The sequence below is a fragment of the Lewinellaceae bacterium genome (genome assembly GCA_020636105.1).
Lineage (GTDB): Bacteria > Bacteroidota > Bacteroidia > Chitinophagales > Saprospiraceae > BCD1.
This window is the reverse complement of sequence record JACJYL010000001.1, coordinates 360,128-382,521: the sequence shown is the minus strand read 5'-3', so window position 1 is coordinate 382,521 and position 22,394 is coordinate 360,128. Positions and strand designations below refer to the sequence as shown.

At 42.8% G+C, this 22,394-nt stretch carries 22 protein-coding genes; 8 read left to right on the top strand and 14 right to left on the bottom strand.

The annotated features are described in order from the left end of the window. Window positions 1-88: 88 nt before the first annotated feature. The 3 genes from H6571_01365 to H6571_01355 form a co-directional block, all read right to left on the bottom strand. Window positions 89-442, bottom strand: coding sequence for a translation initiation factor (locus H6571_01365; protein MCB9322365.1), 354 nt, complete (start codon window positions 440-442; stop codon window positions 89-91). Window positions 443-458: 16 nt separating this feature from the next. Then, window positions 459-2,318: a Fe-S protein assembly chaperone HscA gene (hscA, locus tag H6571_01360; GenBank protein MCB9322364.1), complete on the bottom strand. Its 1,860-nt coding sequence runs from the start codon at window positions 2,316-2,318 to the stop codon at window positions 459-461. Window positions 2,319-2,402: 84 nt separating this feature from the next. Next, on the bottom strand, window positions 2,403-3,311 hold the full coding sequence (locus H6571_01355) for a hypothetical protein (GenBank protein ID MCB9322363.1): 909 nt from the start codon (window positions 3,309-3,311) through the stop codon (window positions 2,403-2,405). Window positions 3,312-3,391: 80 nt separating this feature from the next. Here H6571_01355 and H6571_01350 point away from each other — a divergent pair, with 80 nt between their 5' ends. Further along, entirely contained in the window at window positions 3,392-4,207 is an 816-nt protein-coding gene (locus H6571_01350; protein MCB9322362.1) for a queuosine precursor transporter, read from the top strand. 3 nt (window positions 4,208-4,210) lie between these two features. Here the strand turns inward: H6571_01350 and H6571_01345 are convergent, their stop codons facing one another. The 7 genes from H6571_01345 to H6571_01315 form a co-directional block, all read right to left on the bottom strand. Next, entirely contained in the window at window positions 4,211-4,786 is a 576-nt protein-coding gene (locus H6571_01345) for an RnfABCDGE type electron transport complex subunit A (protein ID MCB9322361.1), read from the bottom strand. A gap of 46 nt (window positions 4,787-4,832) precedes the next feature. After that, on the bottom strand, window positions 4,833-5,426 hold the full coding sequence (locus H6571_01340) for an electron transport complex subunit E (protein ID MCB9322360.1): 594 nt from the start codon (window positions 5,424-5,426) through the stop codon (window positions 4,833-4,835). Window positions 5,427-5,467: 41 nt separating this feature from the next. Beyond that, entirely contained in the window at window positions 5,468-6,055 is a 588-nt protein-coding gene (locus tag H6571_01335; protein MCB9322359.1) for an RnfABCDGE type electron transport complex subunit G, read from the bottom strand. After that, entirely contained in the window at window positions 6,052-7,056 is a 1,005-nt protein-coding gene (locus H6571_01330; protein ID MCB9322358.1) for an RnfABCDGE type electron transport complex subunit D, read from the bottom strand. The genes H6571_01335 and H6571_01330 overlap by 4 nt, the downstream gene beginning before the upstream one ends. A gap of 5 nt (window positions 7,057-7,061) precedes the next feature. Next, entirely contained in the window at window positions 7,062-8,369 is a 1,308-nt protein-coding gene (gene rsxC / locus H6571_01325) for an electron transport complex subunit RsxC (protein ID MCB9322357.1), read from the bottom strand. Window positions 8,370-8,484: 115 nt separating this feature from the next. Further along, window positions 8,485-9,396 (bottom strand): Fe-S cluster domain-containing protein, encoded by a 912-nt coding sequence (locus tag H6571_01320; protein ID MCB9322356.1) that lies wholly within the window; start codon window positions 9,394-9,396, stop codon window positions 8,485-8,487. Then, complete coding sequence (locus tag H6571_01315) at window positions 9,393-9,839, bottom strand: SoxR reducing system RseC family protein (GenBank protein MCB9322355.1); 447 nt, start codon at window positions 9,837-9,839, stop codon at window positions 9,393-9,395. Before H6571_01315 ends, H6571_01320 begins: the two co-directional genes overlap by 4 nt. 248 nt (window positions 9,840-10,087) lie before the next feature. On the opposite strand from H6571_01315, the gene H6571_01310 reads away from it, so the two are divergent. The 5 genes from H6571_01310 to H6571_01290 all read left to right on the top strand — a co-directional run bounded on the left by H6571_01310 (window position 10,088) and on the right by H6571_01290 (window position 16,972). Next, window positions 10,088-11,020: an amidinotransferase gene (locus tag H6571_01310; protein MCB9322354.1), complete on the top strand. Its 933-nt coding sequence runs from the start codon at window positions 10,088-10,090 to the stop codon at window positions 11,018-11,020. A gap of 173 nt (window positions 11,021-11,193) precedes the next feature. Continuing rightward, complete coding sequence (gene ffh / locus H6571_01305) at window positions 11,194-12,558, top strand: signal recognition particle protein (protein MCB9322353.1); 1,365 nt, start codon at window positions 11,194-11,196, stop codon at window positions 12,556-12,558. 187 nt (window positions 12,559-12,745) lie between these two features. After that, window positions 12,746-14,584 (top strand): ABC transporter ATP-binding protein, encoded by a 1,839-nt coding sequence (locus H6571_01300; GenBank protein MCB9322352.1) that lies wholly within the window; start codon window positions 12,746-12,748, stop codon window positions 14,582-14,584. Between the two features lie 145 nt (window positions 14,585-14,729). After that, window positions 14,730-15,698, top strand: coding sequence for a prohibitin family protein (locus H6571_01295; GenBank protein ID MCB9322351.1), 969 nt, complete (start codon window positions 14,730-14,732; stop codon window positions 15,696-15,698). Between the two features lie 77 nt (window positions 15,699-15,775). Beyond that, the gene (locus tag H6571_01290; protein MCB9322350.1) at window positions 15,776-16,972 is read left to right on the top strand and encodes an IS256 family transposase; all 1,197 of its coding nucleotides are present in this window, start codon (window positions 15,776-15,778) and stop codon (window positions 16,970-16,972) included. Window positions 16,973-17,045: 73 nt separating this feature from the next. Here H6571_01290 and proC read toward each other — a convergent pair whose 3' ends face one another. From proC to folK, 4 genes are all read right to left on the bottom strand, one after another. Next, window positions 17,046-17,849 carry a pyrroline-5-carboxylate reductase gene (gene proC / locus H6571_01285; protein ID MCB9322349.1) on the bottom strand — a complete coding sequence of 268 codons (804 nt, stop codon included), beginning with the start codon at window positions 17,847-17,849 and terminating at the stop codon, window positions 17,046-17,048. A gap of 32 nt (window positions 17,850-17,881) precedes the next feature. Next, window positions 17,882-19,204, bottom strand: coding sequence for an NAD(P)/FAD-dependent oxidoreductase (locus tag H6571_01280; GenBank protein ID MCB9322348.1), 1,323 nt, complete (start codon window positions 19,202-19,204; stop codon window positions 17,882-17,884). Window positions 19,205-19,231: 27 nt separating this feature from the next. Continuing rightward, on the bottom strand, window positions 19,232-19,879 hold the full coding sequence (locus tag H6571_01275; GenBank protein ID MCB9322347.1) for a deoxynucleoside kinase: 648 nt from the start codon (window positions 19,877-19,879) through the stop codon (window positions 19,232-19,234). Window positions 19,880-19,998: 119 nt separating this feature from the next. Beyond that, complete coding sequence (gene folK / locus H6571_01270) at window positions 19,999-20,493, bottom strand: 2-amino-4-hydroxy-6-hydroxymethyldihydropteridine diphosphokinase (GenBank protein MCB9322346.1); 495 nt, start codon at window positions 20,491-20,493, stop codon at window positions 19,999-20,001. A 214-nt stretch (window positions 20,494-20,707) separates the two neighbouring features. Between folK and H6571_01265 the strand changes: the two genes are divergently transcribed. Beyond that, the gene (locus H6571_01265) at window positions 20,708-21,313 is read left to right on the top strand and encodes a TetR/AcrR family transcriptional regulator (protein MCB9322345.1); all 606 of its coding nucleotides are present in this window, start codon (window positions 20,708-20,710) and stop codon (window positions 21,311-21,313) included. A gap of 48 nt (window positions 21,314-21,361) precedes the next feature. Further along, window positions 21,362-22,279, top strand: a complete 918-nt coding sequence (locus H6571_01260; protein ID MCB9322344.1) for an alpha/beta hydrolase — start codon at window positions 21,362-21,364, stop codon at window positions 22,277-22,279. Window positions 22,280-22,394 lie beyond the last annotated feature (115 nt).

Here is a 22,394-nt window from a genome sequence, read left to right as displayed (position 1 = left end):
ATATAATTTCCATTTTAAAGAGGGGTAAATTCCGGGAACCTGTCCTCGGCATGGAACGCCGGGATGACTCATATTTTTTAATCTATTTTTAACCTCCGGCCTTTTTAGTCTGGGTGTATCCCAGGCCTTTCAAAATATCGACCACCTTATCCCTGTGATCTCCCTGGAGCAGGATTTCACCCTCTTTAACAGACCCTCCTACCCCACACTTCGTCTTGAGCATTTTGCCTAATTCCTTAAGTGTTCCTTCCGGACCGGCATAACCGGCAATCAGGGTAACATCCTTTCCTTTCCGCTGTTTCCTGTCTAGGAATACACGTAATTTTTGCTGGGAAGCGGGCGCTTCTTTCACCTCTTCAGACTGATCTTCGTAAACATATTCGAAATCAGGATTCGTTGAAAAAACGACGCCAGAACGAGTGTTTTTGTTTTTTTTTGACATGATGCCTGGTTACTGGTTATTCAATTTTTTTACCTTTCATGGCAGTGACGATGGCCATATCCATAGCTCTGTGAGCCAATGGGTTGGTAAAGGCATTCAATTCCTCTATCGCCAAATTGATGGCATCTTTATCCGTTTCTTCTACCTTTTTTCTCAATATAGCCGTCAGCCGTTTTGTCTCTTCTATTTCTTCCTTTTCCAAGATAATCGCATTCTGACTAAGAAAACGGTCTGAGGACAAAATAATATTATTGGCTTCGTTTCTTGCCTCCAGTAAACCACGAATGGCGACGTCTTTCTCGGCATTTTGAATGGATTCGATCAGCATTTTGGCCATTTCTTCCTCGCTAATCCCGTATTGTGAGCGAATTTCAACTTCCTGCTCCACTCCGGAGCGCAATTCTTTGGCTTTCACCCGTAAAATGCCATCAGCATCCAACAGAAATTGGATTTCAATTTTAGGCATTCCTGCCGCCATGGGAGGAATGCCCCGTAGGATAAACTCGCCCAATTTTCGGTTGTGTTCCACCAAATCTCTTTCTCCCTGGAAAACAGCCACTTTAAGGTTAGTTTGACCGTCAACAGAGGTAGTGTAGTTCCGGCCCACACGCACTGGAATTTTGTTGTTCCTGGGTATGATAACGTCCATCAACCCACCGACCGTCTCAATCCCGAGGGAAAGTGGAGTTACATCCAGGAGCAAAATATTTTTATTGTTTCCGGCCAGGACATCTGCCTGGATAGCGGCTCCCAGGGCGACCACTTCGTCTGGATTGAGTTTATCATACACCGGCTGCTCAAAAAATGCAGCCACCGTTTCCTTTACCAAAGGAACCCGGGTAGACCCTCCAACCATGACCACATGGTCGATATGAGCGACATTGACCGCAGCATCTTTCAGGGCCGTTTTACAACAATCAAGCGTCTTATCTACTAAAGGACTAATCAGTTTTTCAAACTGACTTTTGGTGATAGAAACCTGATAGCCATTTAACTTTCCTGTGTAACTGTCTTCTGTTGAAAGGATTTTTTTGGCTTCTTCGGCAAGCAGCCTGATGGCTTGACTAAGTTCTTTTTGCTGTATCAACTCGGAACGCTGAATGCCCGTTTGTTCCAGCCAAAAATCGATGAGCTTTCGGTCAAAATCATCCCCGCCCAGGTAAGTGTCCCCGTTAGTGGATAATACTTCAAAAATTCCGTCATGGATGCTCAAAATGGAAATATCAAAAGTCCCCCCTCCCAGATCGTAAACTGCAATTATTTTCTGATCATCATTTTCACGACCTATGCCATAGGCAAGACTTGCAGCCGTTGGCTCATTCACAATTCTCAAAACATCCAGACCAGCTAATTTACCTGCATCTCTTGTAGCCTGCCGCTGTGTATCATTAAAATAGGCAGGAACCGTGATCACCGCTTTGGTCACTGTTTCTCCCAATACTTTTTCAACTCTTTCCTTAAGTCCTTTCAATATCTCTGCTGAAAGCTCGATGGGGGAAAAAAAGGAATCTCTAACCCTTATTTTCACGAGGCTTTCCGTGTCGTCATCAATAATTTTATAACCGAAATAATTCTCATGTCCGGAAAGGTCATTAAAGGCTTTTCCCATAAGTCTTTTGACGGAATATATAGTATTGGAAGGATCTGAAATCAATTTTTGCTTGGCAATTTCCCCAACAACTACCTTATTATCCTGCTGAAAATGAATGATGGAAGGCATCAAAGTACTTTTCCCTTGCTCATCTTTTACCGCTATGGCCTCACCGTCACGAATGTAGGCCACCAGGCTATTGGTGGTTCCCAGGTCTATCCCGATGATCACGTCACTCTCCTTTTTAAGCTTTCCCTCTTTTAGGTCAATCGATAATTTTGCCATGGTTCAATTTTAAACTACTTTTTATTTTTGGAAACGCAAAGGTAAGGAGTAGGGTTTTATTAAAAGGGGTTTTTTATCAGTCTTTTAAAAATGCGACTTGAAAGCCAGGTAAGGGAAAACGGCAATATCCCAAAACGGAACGCCTAATACACCAAATTCATAACGTTTATTTCCCGATTTTACTACAAAACCCAATTCAGGGAAGATGCTCGTAATAAATTGACCATTCCAGTTGGGTTCCCGATAAACAAAAACTTCCGCTTTGTAAATAAACCTTTTCGATTCGCCTCCCACCCCTGCACTCGTCCCAATCACCCGATCTTCAATAAAACCAACTGGTAGAAAATATCCACCAGTCATATTGACGAATAATTCAGGGGTGCCGAAGGTTGCCACTCCGTAAACATGCCCCATCATGTTCAGATCATAAAAATCATAAATCGTAAAAATATTACTGCCCACTCCAAGGTGTACCTTTTCGGTAATCTCATAAGCATATTTTCCCCTGACGATGGCCATAATGGGTAAAAACACCCCCACGCCCGCAGAAAACCGATCCGTAACGGCAAAATCAAAGGAGTTCCAAAGCAGATCCACATTGGTAAATAGTTTTTTTCCTCTTTTCAAAGCAAAAGCCGATTGCGTATAAAACATGATCTGTGTGGGAAAAGTATCGTTTTCAAGTCCGTGATCCTCTTTTTGTTTATGGTTTTCCATCGAAGGTGCTTCGGCTGTTTGGTCCTCTCCCTGCACAGACACCGAACTAATCTCTGCAAAACGGAACTCAAGGGGGATATCGCCATTGGCAAGAAAGCGCAAGTTTGTATCCTTTATTTCAATAACCTTCCCTGTAAAAACATCACCACGATGAGTTTTTAATACGTGAATTTGAGTGGTATCGGAAAAATTGAAATTAGGGCTAAAAGTTTGTGCATTAAGGCAAAAAGGCAAAAGAGATAGGAGCGACAGTACCATTTTAATCAAAATCTTCATGCGCGTTTTTTTTGCAAAATAAAAAAAGTTTTGGAAAGCCGGTGATGGCCCGTTAAATTAGAGCCAAATAACACACTCAAATGGACCTGCACGAAAAAGTAACCGGTATCAATCATATTATTAGCCAAAAGCCTACCCGGCTTTTTATCCTCCTGGGAGGTTTTTTTATAGCCAATGCCCTGGTCGCTGAATTTATCGGCGTTAAAATATTTGCCCTGGAAGATACGCTGGGCTGGGCACCTTTTAATTTTAACCTGTTTGGCCAAAAAGGAGCCCTCCAGTTTTCAGCCGGTGTTTTATTATGGCCCGTGGTTTTTATCATGACAGATATCATCAATGAGTATTACGGCAGAAAAGGTATTCGACTTTTATCCTTCCTGGCGGTCGGGATGATCATTTATGCCTTTATCATGGTTTACGGAGCCATCAGGCTGGCCCCTGCCGACTGGTGGGTGGTTCAAAACGTTTCCAGGGGTGTGCCGGACATGCAAAGTGCCTTCAATTCAGTATTCGGACAGGGGCTTTTGATCATTGTAGGATCTGTGATGGCTTTCCTTGTGGCGCAAATGGTGGATGTTGTATCTTTCCACCGGATAAAAAATGCTACGGGGGAAAAGTGGATATGGCTCCGTGCTACCGGCTCTACCTTAATCTCTCAGTTGGTGGATAGTTTTGTTGTTTTGTATATTGCCTTCAGGCTGGGCCCTCAGCTTACCGGATTCATTGAGCCCTGGTCATGGCCATTACTCTTTGCTGTAGGCACGGTTCAATATATCTATAAATTCATCATGGCAGTAGTATTAACTCCCGTGATATACATTGGACATTATTTTATCGAAAAATACCTGGGGCATACCGTTGCCGCAGCTATGAAAGCCCAGGCTGCTGAAGATTAATTGTTAAACAATCCCCATAAAACCCATAAATGCCAGAGAAAGCAATCCTGCAATGAGCAGAGACATGGGCACTCCTTTCATCCCTTTGGGAATATCAATCAGGTCCATGTGCTCCCTGATGCTGGCAAATACAATCAGCGCCAGACCAAATCCTAATGCAGTGGATACAGCAAAAACGACTGCCTTCAATAAAGTAGCATTTTCAAAGCCGATAGCCAGGATGGAAACGCCCAAAATGGCACAATTGGTCGTGATCAAAGGAAGAAATACGCCCAAGGCCTGGTAAAGGGACGGGCTTACTTTTTTAAGCACGATCTCCACCATCTGCACCAGTGCGGCAATCACCAGGATAAAAGTAATGGTACGCATATAATCCAGGCCCAGGGGAAGAAGTAAATATTGATGAAGCAGGAAGGTCACCATGGTGGCTATCGTCATAACGAAAACGACAGCACCTGCCATACCTGCTGAAGTGGAAACCCTGCTTGAAACCCCGAGGAATGGACAAATCCCCAGAAACTGGCTCAATACAATATTGTTAACAAAAATGGCCGATATTATGATTACAATGTATTCCATGATAAAAAGGCTAAAGTTTAAAGACAAAAGATTAAAGTACTTATGATCATTTCTGTTGTTTGGTTGCCCTGTTGAAAATGGCCGCTAAATAGGCCAACGTAATAAACGCTCCCGGAGGCAGTATGAACAAAATAAAAGTAGAAGCGCCTTCCTGTACGAACGAGAAATTAAAAATAGATCCATTCCCCAGGATTTCCCGAACAGATCCTAACGCCGTCAGAGCGAGAGTGAACCCGATTCCCATACCCAATCCATCTACAATGGACGAAATCACCGGATTTTTCGAAGCAAAAGCTTCCGCACGCCCAAGGATCAGGCAGTTTACGACGATCAGGGGAATAAAAATACCCAGCTGCTCGTACAAACCCGGCAGGAAGGCTTCGAGCACCATTTCCACTATAGTGACGAAGGATGCTATTATCACGATGAAAGCCGGTATCCTTACCTTATCGGGAATTAAATTCTTGACCAGGGAGACCACTACGTTTGACATGACCAGGACAAAAGCCGTTGCCAGCCCCATTCCAAGCCCGTTTATTGCCGTTGAAGTCACCCCTAAGGTAGGACACATTCCCAGCAGCATGACAAATACCGGGTTTTCACTGATCACCCCTTTAATAAAATTTTTCCACTGTGTCATTTTTGTATATTTTGCATTTACAGGGCTGAACCCCAAAAAGCTTATTTTTCCAATAATTCCTTGTTTTGATTCAGTGCATCAACGGCCATTTTAGCAGCTCCTGAAAAAGCCCTGGAAGAAATAGTGGCTCCGGTTATGGCGTCCACGTCTCCCCCGTCTTTTTTGACTTTTAATTCAAAGGAAGCAGGATCTTTTCCCGGGAACTGGTCTTTGAATTTGGCATCCTTCATTTTCGTACCCAACCCGGGCGTTTCCTTTTGTTCCAATACGGCCGTATTAAAGATCTTTCCATCAGCGGTAAAACCTATCATGATCCGGATCAGGCCACTGAACCCTTTATTGGAATAAGTGGAAATGGCAAATCCCACAGGGACTCCGTCTTTTTTTCCAATATAACACTCCAGGCTATCTCCGGAAGTACCCACCGGCAATAATACCATTTCTTCTGCCGGATTATTGGTAATTTCAGGAAGGACGGATTTGATGGCTTCCAGCTTCCTGGCCAGGCGGGTAGCCTCTTTAGGTCCTTTGGTCCACTCATTGATGTACCCCAGGGAAAAACCGGATACGCCGGTAATTATCAGTAACACCAATACCATGTTGATCAGTGTCGATTTTGGCTTACTCATTGTTTTTGGATTAAATTGTGACCAAATCGTTTTGGTTTAAAATATTTATTCAACAAAGGCACAAAAGCATTCATGATGAGTATGGCAAAGGAAACCCCTTCCGGGTAAGCTCCAAAATACCTGATCACCATAGTGAGCAGCCCTATGGTGATCCCGAAGACGATCATGCCTTTTCCCGTCATCGGGCTGGTCACCATATCCGTTGCCATAAAAAAGGCTCCAAGTACCAATCCCCCTGCAGTAAGGTGAAACAAAGGATCCATGTAGGTTTGCGGATTCACCATCCACATGATCCCGCTAAAGACAGCGACGGTAGCGAGGATGGAAACGGGAATGTGCCAGGTAATAACATGTTTGTAAAGCATATAGCCTCCTCCAAGCAGCAGCGCCAGTGCGGAAATTTCCCCCATTGAGCCGCCCATAAATCCATATAACATATCTGCGTAATCAGGAATTTGGGCCGTTAGGGAACCTATAGCTTCTCCGTTATTCAGTCCTTCCTTCATGATCCCCAGAGGCGTTGCTCCCGTTACTCCGTCTGTATAGGCATATTGATTTACAAAAGGAAGTGGCCATGAAGTCATTTGCACCGGGAAAGAGATCAGCAGGAATACACGACCTGCCAGGGCAGGATTAAAGACGTTATTCCCAAGCCCGCCAAAGGATAATTTTGCCACCGCAATCGCAAAAAAGCTACCCGCGATGATCATCCATACCGGTAAATTAGTAGGCACGTTAAATGCGAGTAACAACCCCGTCAAAGCCGCAGAACCATCGATAATGGTGACCTCTGATTTCAGAATATACTTTTGAATGATATATTCAAAAACAACACAGGATATAACGGCGACCATACTGACGACGAGCGCTCCCAATCCGAATACGTACAAAGAGATTAAATAGGCCGGTATCAATGCATAGACCACACGATACATTATTTTTTTCACCGATTCATCGGTATGAATATGAGGTGAAGCTGATATGGTTATAAATTTATCCATGGCGTTTATTTAAGCACTTTTTTTCCTAATCTGATATAATCCAGTAAAGGCCGGTTCGAAGGGCAGATGTAATTGCAGGACCCACATTCTATACAATCGAAAAGATCCTCATCCCGTGCTCTCTCATCGAGTTTCTTTTCCACCAAAGTCATTAAGAGATATGGCTCGAGGCCCATCGGACAAACACTGACACAACGGCTACAGCGAATGCAGGTTTTAACCTTTCCCCTGCGCGTTTCCTCTTCAGGAACCAACAAGATACCGGAGGTGCCCTTGGTAATCGGCACCGTCACGTCGCTCAATGATTTTCCCATCATGGGACCCCCGTTGATGATCTTGCCGGTATCTTCGGGCATCCCCCCTGCCGCTTCAATTAAATCGGCCACAGAGGTACCGATCCGTACTTTGAAATTGGCAGGACGAGCAAGGGATTTCCCTGTTATGGTAACCACTCTTTCCACCAGAGGCTTATTTTTCTGGATGGCCTCATAAACAGAAAAGACCGTTCCTACATTGTGAACAATAGCGCCGACATCAATAGGCAACCCACCCGCGGGCACTTCTTGCCCGGTAACAGCCTTGATCAACTGCTTTTCTCCTCCTTGCGGATATTTTACCTGGAGCGGGTACACTTTTATATCGTCACGGTCTTTTGTCAATTGTTCGAATATTTTTACCGCATCCGGTGTATTGGCTTCCACTCCAATGCCAACTCTTTTGACATCAAGGGCCTTTTTTAAAATATCTATCCCGACCAATATTTGCTCTGGTTTTTCAACCATCAACCGGTGATCGGCGGTTAAAAAAGGTTCACATTCCACCCCGTTGACAATAAGAATATCCGCATGTTTTCCCTTCGGAGGGGCCAGTTTTACATGAGAAGGGAATGCCGCGCCTCCCAGGCCAACAACACCGGCTTCCATGATCTTTCTGACGATTTCCTCTTTCGTAAGATCAAAATCTTTTATTAATTCATCCCCCAGGTCAACACCATCGACCCATTCATCATCTTTTACACGGATGGTAACGGCTTGTCTTTTGTAGCCAGAACTATCCAGCACGGTATCGATCTTGGTTACAGTGCCAGAAACCGTAGCATGGATATTTGAAGACACAAATCCTTTTGCTGTAGCGATTACTTCCCCCACTTTCACCTTTTGCTTTTTTTCTACAATAACTTCAGCCGGGGCACCGATATGCTGGGAAATGGGGATGGAAACCGAAACGGGTAAAGGCAATGGCTCAATAGCCATGTTGGCGGAAAGTTTATTGTCCGCTGGATGAATACCGCCTTTTGGAAATGTTTTTAACATAATGCTGAAATTAGAATCTACTGTCCGGCTGAAATATCCAGCCGGTTATGTTGTATTATCACTGCAGAAAAAGGAAATTGGAAATGAGATAACATGGCTTGTCCGACGCTACCGCTTAAACCTCTTTTTGATCAGGGGTCATTTCTATTCCCGCCTCTTGTTTTACAGGTTTCTTCTCTTTTGCACTATCTTCCGGTTTTACTTTTCTTGCCGGGAAATTGGTTTCAAGGATAGATTCTGTAGGGCAAACGGGCACACACTTTCGACAAAGGGTACATAAAACAGCATCGATATAAGCGAGGTTATTCTCAATTGTAATGGCATCTTTTGGACATACGTCCACGCACTTATTACAACCAATACAAGCTACGGCACACGATTTTTTTGCCAATCCTCCTTTCTCCTGGTTTTTGCAGGCTACATAAATCTTCAAATCCCGCTTATTTTTTGGCCGGAGCTCAAGCAAATCTCTGGGACATGCCGTTACACAAGCATTACAACCGGTGCATTTATCCGTAATGACAATGGGCAATCCTGTCTTTTCATCCATATACATGGCATCAAAAGTACAGGCGTCAACACACTCCCCGCCGCCTAAACAGCCATATTCACATCCCGTATCTCCGCCATAAATCATCGATTCTATGGAGCAGGAAGATGGACCATCATAAAAATTGGTCTTAGGTCTTACCTCACAACTTCCCTGGCAAAGTAAAACGGCGACTTCAGGATCCTTTTCGGCTACTACTTTTCCCAGAATTTTAGCTACCTGAGCCATCACTTCATTTCCTCCAACCGGACAGAACAGATCGGAAATATCTTCCGTGTTCACCAGTTTATCGGCAAATGGACGGCAACCGGGAGATCCACATCCTGCACAATTCGCGCCGGGTAGCACTTCCTCCACCTCATCAATCAGGGGATTTTCATATACCTTGAAATACAAGGTGAGTATATAAAGAATGGCAGCAGCAATAACGCCTACCGATGTCAAAGTAATAACTGTGTATAAAATAGTGTCTGTCATGATCTTAGTTTCTTTATGTCAATGGCAAAAGTTTTCTGCATGTTTTCCTTGTTAAAAAAGAGCGCTATATAAAACAGAGCCACTACAGCCAGGGCTGTCAGACCGGCCATCAGTTCCCCTAAAAAATTCAGGCTAATGAGTAAAACAGTCATTAAAAGGATAAAAGGCAGGATATATCCCCATAAAACAGCTTTAAGGCCCAAAGCAGGGGAAATGGAAACCTCCACCTGTTCGCCTGGCTGGTAAACGTTCTCCAAAACAGGAATAAATAGTGATTTAGCCGCTTCTTCTCCCTGGTTTTCAGGATTTAAACCACAACTGCTCCGGGCATTGCATGCATCACATCCAGGTGGGTCTTCGAGTACTACCTCTACCCCATCCTGGGTCAGTTGTCGAACTGTAGCTTTGTGTGTAATCTGTTCCTGGTGCATTCTGGCGCTCATTTCTATTATTTATAGTGTAAAATTGACACTTTGTAACCCCGAATCGAATGACTTTTCTCACCATAACTGAATGAATAATATCAATTTTCCTGGTAGGTATTGGTTTCCAGTTTTTTATTTAAAAAATAATAGAAAGAATTTTATAACTGAGTAAAATTCTTTTAAGAAAAAGAACAAGGATAATCATTAGGTTTCGACCTTTAAATGTGAAACAATAACTACATTTGCAAAAAATCACTAAGTATCCAATGCATACAACAAGGCAAATAACCCATAACATTCTCATGGTTCGCCCGGCCCACTTTGGCTTCAATGCCGAAACGGCAGCCAACAATGCCTTTCAGACCAATGACGGAAGGCTGTCTTCCGAAGAAATTAGTATAAAAGCCATCGAAGAATTCGATCGTCTTGTAAACCATTTAAGCAGCAACGGAATCAATGTAATCGTGATCCAGGACACGGATATACCGGTAAAATCGGATGCTGTTTTTCCCAATAACTGGGTCAGTTTTCACCAGGATGGGAAAGTAATCACCTATCCCATGTTCTCCCCCATCCGCCGACAGGAAAGAAGAGAGGAAATCATTGAAACACTGGCTAAAAAATTCCTGATCACCAATCGTTTGCATATGGAATCAGCGGAAGACCGGGAGGTTTTTCTTGAAGGAACAGGAAGCATGATCCTGGACAGGGTGAACAAAATTGTTTATGCCTGCCTGAGTATTAGAACCGATTTGCAGCTACTGGACGAGTTCTGTGAAAAGACCGGTTATAAAAAAGTCACCTTTGGCGCTTTTGATGCCAACGGGCTGGAAATTTATCATACCAATGTAATGATGGCATTGGGAACAGATTTTGCAGTTATCTGCCTGGATTCCATCAGGGGTAAAAAGGAAAGGTCCCTGGTAACAGAAACGCTCGAATCTACAGGAAAGGAAATCATTGACATCAGCCTTGAACAGATGAATGCTTTTGCCGGAAACATGCTGCAGGTTAAAAATGACCGGGAGGATACCTTTTTGGTGATGTCAGACACTGCCTTTAATGCGCTGACAGAATCGCAATTAAAGAGAATAGAGCATTACACTCAGATAATTCATAGCCCCATCCCGGTCATTGAAACCTATGGCGGCGGCAGTGTACGGTGTATGATGGCAGAGGTATTTTTGCCGGAGTGCTAACTAATATTCAGGCTTTTTTCAAATTGATCCGTTAACCGTTGTCTAATTGGAACAAATCACCGTATCTTTGCGACTTTCAAAAATTTCGCCATTAATTCAAAACCAAACGAGCTGTTTGTTAGTTCTTTTTTTGACTTAAAACAGCCTTGCGAACTCGAAAATATATATAGACCATGTTTGACAGCTTAAATGATAGATTAGAATCGGCCTTTAAAAACCTAAAGGGAGAAGGAAAACTGACGGAGATCAATGTAGCGCAATCTATTAAGGAAATTCGTCGTGCGTTAGTCGCTGCCGACGTTAATTATAAGATTGCCAAGGAATTCACCGATAAGATAAAGGATGAAGCCCTGGGCAAGCAGAATGTACTGCAATCCGTTAAGCCCGGAGAATTGATGGTCAAAATCGTCATGGACGAGTTGGTGGACCTGATGGGCGGACAGACCACAGGAATCAATGTCAAAGGCGATCCCGCTGTAGTCCTTGTTGCCGGTCTGCAAGGATCCGGTAAAACGACTTTTTCGGGCAAATTGGCCTATCATCTTAAAACGAGAAGTAAGGATAAAAAGAAACCGCTGCTGGTGGCTTGTGATGTTTACCGTCCGGCGGCCATCGATCAGCTAACCGTTCTTGCAGAGCAGGTTGGAGCAGGAATTTATAAAGAACCGGAGAGTAAAAACCCGGTTGAGATTGCCCTCAAAGCCATTCATTTTGCGAAAACAAATGGTTATGATGTCGTCATTGTCGATACCGCAGGACGTTTGGCCGTGGACAAGGAAATGATGGACGAGATCGCGGCCATCAAAGAAGCCGTTCTTCCCAATGAAACTCTTTTTGTCGTAGACTCCATGACGGGTCAGGATGCCGTAAATACAGCCAAAGCCTTCAATGATGTCATCAATTACGATGGAGTTGTACTGACCAAGTTGGATGGTGACACCCGCGGTGGTGCGGCATTATCTGTCAAATATACCGTTGGAAAACCCATCAAATTTGCCAGCACAGGCGAAAAAATGGATGCCCTTGACATTTTCCACCCTGATCGTATGGCTCAGCGTATCCTCGGTATGGGGGATATCGTTTCTTTCGTAGAGCGCGCCCAGGACCAGTTTGATGAAGCGGAAGCCAAAAGACTGGAGAAAAAGATCAAAAAGAACAAATTTGATTTTAACGACTTTCTCAGTCAGATCGGACAAATCCGGAAAATGGGGGATCTGAAGAGCCTCATGAATATGATTCCCGGGATGAACAAAATGACCAAGGATCTGGACATTGACGATTCTGCTTTCAGCAAAGTGGAATCGATCATTTTTTCCATGACCCCCCAGGAAAGGGCTAATCCGGAGTTGTTGAGCCTGAGCCGCAAAAAAAGAATAGCCGGCGGCTGTGGTCAATCACTGGACGAGATCAACCGTTTCATGAAACAGTTTGATCAAATGCGTAAAATGATGCGCCAGATGACCAAAATGCAAGGCATGGGCGGCGCTGCCGGTGGTCTTGGCGGTGGAGCCGTAAAACCTGGCTTCAGACGGAGGTAGGATTATATTACCTGGCGTTTGGGGGGCAAACACTCCGACGACGATAAATACCCTTTTTCCGCACCTATCATTTTATCTCAATGGCAATACGTTATTGTTATGCAATAATCTCCTGAGGTAAACACTCTTCGTGGAGGGATAAATAGTATTGGTGGCAAAAAGAATAACGATTCAAAATAAATAAAAATTGGCAAGACGTCCTCCCAATTCCATAAACGATCAAAAGAAAATAAACCTAAGATCCAATCTTATTGCTTTAAAGAATATCCCCAGATTTTTCAGAGAGATTCACCACAGCAGCCCCCAATTGTTTTGGGCCAATATAATATGCAGGCTTTTATCCTCTTCAACCCCCATTTTAGTCTTATGGGTGGGCAAGCTGATCGTCGATGAGATATTGGCCCTAATTGACCAGGACAATACTTCTTATCAAACCCTTTGGATGTATGTAGGAATTGAGTTGGGACTTGTATTTATCAATGACCTGATCAACAGAGCCATCAGCCTCACTGATGGACTAATGGGCGATAAATACTCTAATAATTCTTCCGTATTGCTGATCAAAAAGACTAAAGAGGTAGAGATAAGCCAACTGGAAGATGCCGAATTTTATGATAAATTAGAAAGAGCCAGAACGCAGACCAACAACAGGGTAAACCTAATGTCTTCTTCTTTAGGCCAGATTCAAGGGATGATCACGGTGACTTCTCTTGCCATAGGGCTGATCATTTTTGAACCTTTACTGGTCGTGCTGGTGGTGCTCTCCATCATTCCTGCCTTTATCAACGAGTTTAGGTTTAGTTCAAAAGGGTATTCATTGGCAAGGAGCTGGACACAGGAACGAAGAGAATTAGACTACCTTAGGTACATTGGAGCCAATGATCGAACCGCCAAAGAATTGAAATTATTTGGGTTGAGCGATTTCATCGCAGACCGATTTTGGAACCTGGCCAATCAATATTACGAAGAAAATAAAATCCTGACGATTAGGAAATCTGTTTGGGGAGGCGTATTCAACGCCCTTGGAGTCCTCAGCTACTATGCTGCCTATGTTTTTATCATCTACAGGGTTTTAAACGGCGCATTGACCGTTGGGGAATTAACCTTCCTCTCAGGATCCTTCAATCGGTTAAAATCCGGACTGGAAAGGATCTTCTCCAGTTTTACCAGGATAGCTGAGAGCGCTCTATACCTCAGGGACTATTTTGATTTTGTAGATATTAAGAGCCATATAATTCCCAATGAAACCCTGGTTCCCATCCCCTCAGAAATCAAACAGGGTTTTACTTTTGAAAAGGTAAGTTTTTCGTACCCGGGCGCTGAGGAGACCGTGTTGAAGGAGGTAAATTTCACTATTCTCCCAGGGGAGAAAATTGCCTTTGTCGGTGAAAATGGAGCAGGAAAGACAACCCTTATTAAGCTAATGCTCCGATTTTATAAACCCACCTCGGGAAGAATCCTATTAGAAGGGATAGATATTACCAACTTTGACGTGGAAGCGTACCAGCAACTCTTTGGAGTGATTTTCCAGGATTTCATCCGATATGAACTGACCATTCGGGAAAACATTGGAGTGGGTAAAATCGATGAGCTGGCAGACGAGGCAAGAATATTAAGGGCAGCAGAGCAAAGCCTCGCCAACTCAGTTCTGGATGAAATGACCATGGGATTGGATCAGCAACTTGGAAAAAGATTCAAACTGGGAAAAGACCTGTCCGGCGGCCAATGGCAAAAAATTGCCCTGGCCAGAGCCTATATGAAGAATGCCGATATCCTGATCCTCGACGAGCCGACGGCATCCCTGGATGCCCGGGCTGAATATGAGGCATTCCAAAGATTCATCGCCCTGACCAAAGACAAAACCTCCGTCATCATCTCTCACCGCTTCAGTACCGTAAGAATGGCCGATCGCATAATGGTACTCAAAAACGGCAGGGTATTAGAGATCGGAACTCATGAAGAACTGATGGAAAACCGTCAGCTCTATGCAGAGCTGTTTGAGCTGCAGGCGCAAGGGTATCAGTAATGAAGCCGGTGCCATTTATTATTGTAATCCAGTGAAAAAAAAAAGGAAAGAATCTTTATTGAATTAAGGGGAAGTATTAGATTTATGTAGAGAAGTTTTTCGCAACAAATAACAATGAATAAATATTAACAAAAATTCAAAAAAAATGATTTCAATATTTATTTTAATTTCAATCCTGCTTATCATTTATTCCATTATTGGATTAATTTCTGGCAAACGACAGTCACCCATAAATTACCCCCTGATATTTCCAGCCTTAATCGTAGGGATTATTCTTTTCTCCTTTTCTTCCATGATTGTTCGTGTTGATCCTCAGCAAGTCGGTGTTTTAGTGACACCTACAGGGGTTAGTGATGAAGAATTACACACGGGGTGGCATATCGTAATGCCCTGGAATGATGTACACAAAATGGATAAAACCGTTTGGGTTTATACCTGTACCAATGAACAAGGGGAGGGCGCAAAAGATCATTCAGATGCTATTTGGGCTCCCACCAAAGACGGGATAAAAATGGGGATTGATATTTCCGTTTCATGGAGAATAGATCCTGCTATGGCTTCCTGGATTTATCAAAACGTAACAGAAAATGACGGGGGAAATACGGGCAGGTATTTATGGCTTGAAGAAAACGTAATACGAACAAAACTTAAATCGACCTTAGCCTTGAGTGTAAGTAATTATACCCCTATTGAAGTTTATAGCACCAAAAGAGAAGCCATTCAAAACGATGTAATAGGGAGAATCCGAAAAGAGGTTGAACAATACCATTTGATTATTGATCAGGTGGACATTCGGGAAGTCTATTATAATTTGGAATATGAAGCGGCCATAAACAATAAAAAGCTTGCCGAGCAGGAAGCTCTTCGGCTGGTTGACGTAACCAGGCAAAAAGAAGAATTGCTTAAACAGGCAAGGATTGATAAAGATATTGCTATACAACAGGCAGAAGGTGAAGCAAAAGCCTTACAAATCAAGGGTTCATCGATTGCAAGTAATCCAAAAATCATTGAACTTGAATGGATAAACAAATGGAACGGGGTACTGCCTACTTATATGCTCGGTTCAGGCCAGGGGATAATGCTTAACCTGGATAAAAAGGGTAGTATCCAGTAAAGTGTGTAAGTTTTAAAATAGGGGGCCATGGCCCCCTATTTTAATTTTTTGTAATTTTAAAACATACTTTACTGATGATGAAAAAAGAAGATCTATTAAACGATGATTTCCTGAAGCAATTTAAGACTGGGGATGAGTTAGAATCTTTCCTCAGTGAGCTTCACAAACGCGGCATTGAAAAAATGCTGGAAGGAGAAATTGATGCCCATCTGGATTATGCCAAACACCAGAGGAGCGACAATCCAAATGCCCGGAACGGCAATTCTAAAAAAGTAATCAAAACCTCCTATGGCGAATCTGAAATCGAGGTGCCCAGAGACCGGGATGGAAGTTTTACACCTCAGATTGTTCCTAAACGATCCAGGCTGGCTAAAGGCATTGAATCGATCGTAATTTCACTTTATGCCAAAGGGATGAGCAATGCCGATATTGAGGAACAAATTCGGGATTTGTATGACTTCAACATCTCTACGTCTACCATCTCCAAAATCACCGATAAGGTGACCGAGGATATCATTGCCTGGCAAAATCGCCCCCTGGAATCTCAGTATCTAATCGTGTGGATGGATGGGATTGTTTTTAAAGTCCGTGAGAACTCCAGAGTGACCAATAAAACAGTCTATTTGGCCGTAGGACTCAAGAAAGACGGGAGGAAAGAGGTTTTGGGCATGTGGTTGGGTAAAAGTGAAGCCGCCAGTTTTTGGATGGGCGTACTGACCGATATCAAAGCTCGGGGCGTAGAAGATATCTTAATTACCGTGACGGATAATCTCAACGGTTTTACCCAGACTATTAAAAGTGTTTTTCCTGAAACGAGCACTCAAATTTGTGTCGTGCACCAAATCAGGAATGCTTCCAAATACGTTGTCTGGAAAGATCGTAAGGTTTTTGCCAAAGACATGAAAACCATTTATGGAGCACCGACCAAAGAAGCCGCCCAGGCAGCTCTAAAGGACTTTGATGAAAAATGGAATCACAAGTATCCTTACGCTATTAAATCATGGTATAATAACTGGGATGAGCTGACCACTTTTTTTGACTTCCCTCTTGAAATTAGAACGATCATTTATACCACAAATTTGATTGAAAATCTCAACGGAAAAATCAGAAAATACACCAAAAACAAAATGTCTTTTCCAACGGATAATGCATTGAAAAAGTCGGTTTATCTGGCGATTTTTGAAATAACGAAAAAATGGACCATGCCGATTCGCAACTGGCCCATTATTCTTAACCAATTTATTGCTATTTTTGACGAAAGAGTCAAAATCTAAAAATTCGGGCGAAGCCCTCTATTTTTTATTTACACACTTAATAGGATACTGTCATAAAAAGTAACATCACTTTTTACTGTGCCCCGAGTTCCCGGGCTCTGTTTAAGGCCGCATGAGCGCCAGCAATGATATCCTTTTCCACTTCATTTTCCCTGAACGAATGCAGGGCAGCTTCGGTGGTTCCCCCTTTGGAGCAAACCCTTTTTATCCATTCTTCCAGTGAAATATCAGAAGCATTATAGAGTTCTACGGCTCCCAGGAAAGTTTGGGTGACCAGCAATTCCGCCTCCGTATAAGTGAAGCCCATCTCCTGAGCCGCCTTCAGCATGGAATCCATAAAGTGCCAGACATAAGCCGGTCCACTGCCGCTGATGGCTGTTGCCCCATCGATGGCATCTTCCTTTTCAGCATAAACCGTTTTCCCTGTTGTATTTAGCAGGTTTTGTACCATGACCAGTTCAATGCGTGTTACATCATCGGAAGAAGTAAAAGCCGTCATCCCTCTACCGATCTGAGCCGGCAAATTCGGCATGGCCCGAATGATCTTTTTGGCGCCCAGGGCTTTTTCGATCGTAGAAATTTTCACCCCGGCCATAATAGACAGGAATACCTGTTGTGGATCAACATACGGTCTTAAAGTTTCAAATAAAGCCATAGAATCCTGAGGTTTAACGGCAAAAATAACCAGATCTGCTTTTTGAATGCATTCCTCCGGCTCCGTATATATTGTCCCCACATTCGCAGCCCGCAGCTCTTCTGCTTTTTCAAGTGACCTTTCCAGGATCATCATACCTTCTTTGTTGGAAATATGGGAGCGCAAAAAACTATGTGCATAAGTTTTGCCCATGTTTCCGCCACCAATAATCAATATGTTCATTTTTTTACGTTTTGAGTCTCTAAAAACAGGAGCTATTCACTCTTCTCCGGTTCGTTTTCCGAAACCATTTCTACATTTTTATTACCGGGATTGTAAGGCCTGATCAACAATCGCAGGGACTGATCGTAGGTGAGGTAATTCCAGACCCAGTTTAAAAAAACAAAAATACGATTTTTCACCCCGATCAATTGAAAAAGGTGAACCACCAACCAGACAATCCAGGCAAAAAAGCCCTGGAATTTCCATTTGGGTAAATCTACCACCGCTTTGTGTTTTCCTATTGTGGCCATTGAGCCTTTATCGTCATAAGAAAAGGGCCGCAAAGTTTCCGCTTTTTGTTTCCTTTTAAAATTATTCGCCAGGTTGTGGGCTTGTTGAAGCGCCACCTGGGCTACCTGTGGATGTCCATGAGGATAATTTTCCTCTTCCATAAAAGCGACATCTCCCACGGCAAAAATATTTTTGGTACCCTCCACCAAATGGAAACGATCTACTTTTAATCTGCCGCCATAGGTAAAACATGAATCGGGCAATCCCTTTATTCCATTGGCAATAATGCCTGCCGCCCAAACCACTTTATAAGCCTGCAAAGTAGAACCATCACTCATCGTGATCGTTGTGCCGTCAAAATCCGTCACCCTGGTATTAAGTTTGATGTTAACCCCAAGGGCTTCTAAAAATTTAAAAGCTTTCCCTGAAGCTGCTTCAGACATCCCTTTGAGTAACTGATCTGCCCCATGTATTAGATAAATATCTATTTCACCGGGATTGAGTTCTGGATAATCTTTATGAAAAATGGTGTTTCGCATTTCGGCTATAGCCCCTGCCACCTCGACACCCGTGGCACCACCTCCGACGATAATGATATCAAGGTATTTTTGCCTTTCGGCATAATCGGTGATACTATGGGCCGTTTCGTAGTCAGCCAGTATCCTGTTTCTAAGGTACAATGCCTCGGAAACTGATTTCATGGGTATGGTCAGTTTTTCAAGCGCTTTATTTCCAAAATAATTGGTGCGTGCGCCGGTGGCTATAATGAGGTAATCAAAATTGACAATACCCAGGGGCGTATTCAGCTTGTTCTTTTCCCATTCAATAGACAACACCTCCGTAACCCTGATATAGACATTTTGACGATTATGAAACAACTTCCGCAATGGAAAAACGATGGAACTGGGTTCGAGTCCGGACATAGCCACCTGATAAAACAAAGGCTGAAACTGGTGGTAATTATTTTTGTCGAGCAACACCACCTGGTAATCCGATTTAGCCAGTTTACGGGCAAGGCTCAACCCGGCAAACCCGCCGCCAATTATGACAATACGTTTTTGCGATGATTCCGGCAAGTTGATCATGGAGCAATATTTTTGACAAAAATTAACTTAAAGTTCAACATTATGAATCCCAACAGGGTACTTTTTATTGAGTAAACCGATAATGCTTTGGTAAGTTTCGGTTTCATTCAAAAAATCAGCATCGCCCAGGTTAATAATCAATACCGGAAAATTCACCTCCGTTTTAAAAAAACCAAAATAGGCCCCCTGGATTTCTTGCAGGTATTCAGATTTAATCACCTGCTCGTATTCTCTGCCACGGGTTTTTATGCTTTCCAACAGTTTTTCAACCGGGCGGTGCAGGTAAACAAGGAGGTCAGGAGACGGAAAACTAAGATTCAGCACGTCGAATAAACGTTGAAAAAGTCTGTATTCTTCTTCATTCAGGTTGTTCTTGGCAAATAAAAGGGTTTTTAGGAAAAAATAGTCGGAGACTACTGACTGTTGAAAAAGGTCTTTTTTAGCCAGTTCTTCCTGTAATTGTTTGTGACGCTCGGCCATAAAGAACAATTCAACCGGGAAAGCATAACGTTCGGGGTTGCTGTAAAAAAAAGGAAGAAATGGGTTGTCGGAAAACTCTTCCAGGATGATTTTATAATTAAAATCCCTGGCCACCATGTGGGTAAGGGTGGTCTTTCCGGCACCAATATTTCCTTCTATGGTGATAAACTTATACGGTAAATTTTTATCCGCCATCGTTTCTTTTAGGCTTCGAAAAAGTACATAAAAAAATAAGGCATGAAGGTCGATAATCCCGGACATTTTTCCAAGGAGGCATCCTGAAATTATATTGCCCAAAACCCTTTACTGGTAATTCATATAATATCCGGTTCCAAAACCTCAGCCTTGAGCGTATCGATACTTTCTTCAAACAAGGTTCTTATCGTTTTTTTGGAAACGGGATGTATAAAATCAGGAATCAACTCACAAAGCGGAGCAAGTACAAAATTCCTGTCATGTAAAAATGGATGGGGCACGGTTAACCGTTCGGTATCAAGCACCTCGTTCCCAAAAAAAAGAATATCCACATCAATTATACGACGATCCCATTTTTTATTCCTGACCCTTCCCATTTCTTTTTCAATACGCTTGATCTGATCCAAAACAGCCAACGGACCCAAAGTCGTTAATACTTCCAGGGCCTGGTTGTAAAAATCATCCTGATCTTTCAATCCCCAGGCTTCCGTTAGATAAATGTTTGACAATCGGGTGATCTCTCCAATAGAATCAATGATATGTTGGTTAACCGCATAAAGATTACCCTTTCTGTCCCCAATATTCGAACCGGTATGAAGATAAATTTTAATCATGGCCAAAAATACTTAAATTGATAAATTTATACTTAAAAAAGTTATCCAAAGTCAGAAATACCCATTCTTCTCAATTCCCGGTTGCCACCATTGTCGAAAAAAACCAGGTTTTAAAATTTAAAAAATTAGGAAAAATAAACCGATCGGTCTATTTTTGTGAAAAATAATATTAAACTATAATAAATAAAAGGGTTTAAGGCAAACCATATAGTCTATGGAAAACAATGTTGTTTCAAAATCTGACCTTACCAGGCAAATGATTGTTGAGAAATCCGCCACACTTTTCAACCTGCAGGGATTTTCCGGGACTTCCATGAAAGATATTATGGACGCAACGGGCCTCTCCAAAGGAGGGCTATATGGCAATTTTAAAACCAAAGAAGACATCGCATTAGCGGCCTATGATCAGGCGGTGGAGATGGTATGGGAGGAAGTAAAAAAGAGAACAAAAGTGATAGACCATTCCTTAGACAAACTAAAAGCAGTGGTGTATTTCTACAAAGAAAGAATATTGGACCCACCGGTTGAAGGAGGGTGCCCTATCCAAAATACGACCATTGAGGCTGATGACGGCAACCCTGTTTTGAGAAAAAAAGTTCAGCAAACTGTAGATAACTGGCGAGCCAATATTGTTGCCAACCTGGAAAAAGGAATGAAAAGGGGTGAAGTGAGGCTGGATGTCAATGCGGCTGATTTTGCCATCCAATTCATCGGCATCCTGGAGGGAGGCATCATGCTTTCACGCCTTTATAAAGAATTACATTGTTTTGATGTGATTGCCAGACAACTTATTAAATTAATTGATGACCTAAAAGCTTGATTTTTATCTCCTGTATAATTGTTAAAGTGAATTAAACATAACCTGAATATGGTGCAAAGAAATCCAAGAATTGAACACCTCGTCACCGAGTCTCCCAAAAACGGAAATAATGGAGGCGTTCCCCTACCCCGTATCCTGAAGTTGGTTCAGTTTGGGTTCGCGACCCTTGGACGATTACTCCCCGAAGCGGCGAGTAATCTGGCCCTGAAATTATTCGGCACCCCAAGAGTAAGAGCGCGTCACAAAACCAGCGATTCTATTCTCGAAGCCGCCCGGCCATTTGTTTTTGAATCAGGAGGGCTTCAATTAAAAGGTTATGAATGGGGAACAGGAGAAAAATATGTATTAATGGTACATGGATGGGAATCCAGGGGCACTGCGCTTCGTACATTCGTTCCCGGCATAATAAAGCAGGGTTACCGGGTAATAACCTTTGATGCTCCTGCCCATGGTGACTCCCCGGGCACCAAAACGAACATTGTAGAATACGCCACAGCAATTACTTCCCTTTTAACCCTTAGGGGCCCCGTACACGCTATAATAGCACACTCTTTTGGAGGAGCCGCCACTATTTTTGCCTTTCACCGAATCAATCCAACCCTTTCAACAAGAAAAATCGTTTTAATAGCCTCTCCACGGAATATCGGAGACCCTGTCTCTGAAGCCATAAAAACATTAAATCTCCCCCCGAAAGCAGCCCGAAAATTTATTCATAAAATAGAACAAATCCTTCAATTGCCCATAGAAGAGACTTCCCTGGCGCATGCGGCCGGTGCGGTGGAAGTAGAGGAACTTTTAATCATCCACGACAAGGAAGACGAAATGGTGCCTTTTCTGTCTTCTGAAGCCACTTTTGAAGCATTTGATAACGCCAGGCTGATCTCCACAGAAGGACTTGGCCACTATTTATTGATAAAAGACCCCATGGTAATCAATAAGGTAGTACAATTTATTTCATGCGATTAAATTTGTCATTTTAACACCATTTCCAATTAAACATTATTCAATTCCAAATTTTTGCCTATTTTTGGTCAAAACATGCTAAATGGGCTGTTTTCCACTTCTGTTTAGCCACTTAATT